The organism is Micromonospora sp. LOL_014, assembly GCF_048060245.1.
Classification (GTDB): Bacteria; Actinomycetota; Actinomycetes; order Mycobacteriales; family Micromonosporaceae; genus Micromonospora_E.
Genome location: NZ_JBHMIP010000111.1, coordinates 1 through 498 on the forward strand (window position 1 = coordinate 1; position 498 = coordinate 498).

The 498-nt window shown below is 69.9% G+C and carries 1 protein-coding gene; it reads left to right on the top strand.

All coding sequences use genetic code 11. The features are described from left to right. Positions 1-498 (top strand): glycogen/starch synthase (locus ACFHW1_RS28855; protein WP_416557699.1); only part of this gene is annotated, 498 nt, incomplete at both ends.

The following is a 498-nucleotide window of genomic DNA, read 5'->3' on the forward strand; positions in this document are numbered from 1 at the left end:
CTGATGCTGTCCTGGGAGTACCCACCCGTCGTGGTGGGCGGACTGGGCCGGCACGTACACGCCCTCTCCGTCGCCCTGGCCAACGCCGGCCACGAGGTCACCGTCGTCACCCGCCACGCCCCCGGCGCCCCCCTCGAGGAATACGCCGACGGCGTCCGCATCATCCGCGCCGCCGAGGACCCACCCCTGTTCCCCCTCGCCACCCCCAGCCTCCTCGCCTGGACCATGGCCTTCAACCACACCCTCACCCGCGCCGCACTCCGCGCCACCCAGACCGCCGAATACGACGTCATCCACGCCCACGACTGGCTCGTCACCCACACCGCCATCACCCTCAAGGAACACCTCGACATCCCCCTCGTCGCCACCATCCACGCCACCGAAGCCGGCCGCCACCAGGGCTGGCTCCCCGACGAGATGAACAAGTCCATCCACTCCATCGAACACTGGCTCGGCCACGAGTCGTGCCGGGTGATCACCTGCTCCGGCTACATGCGC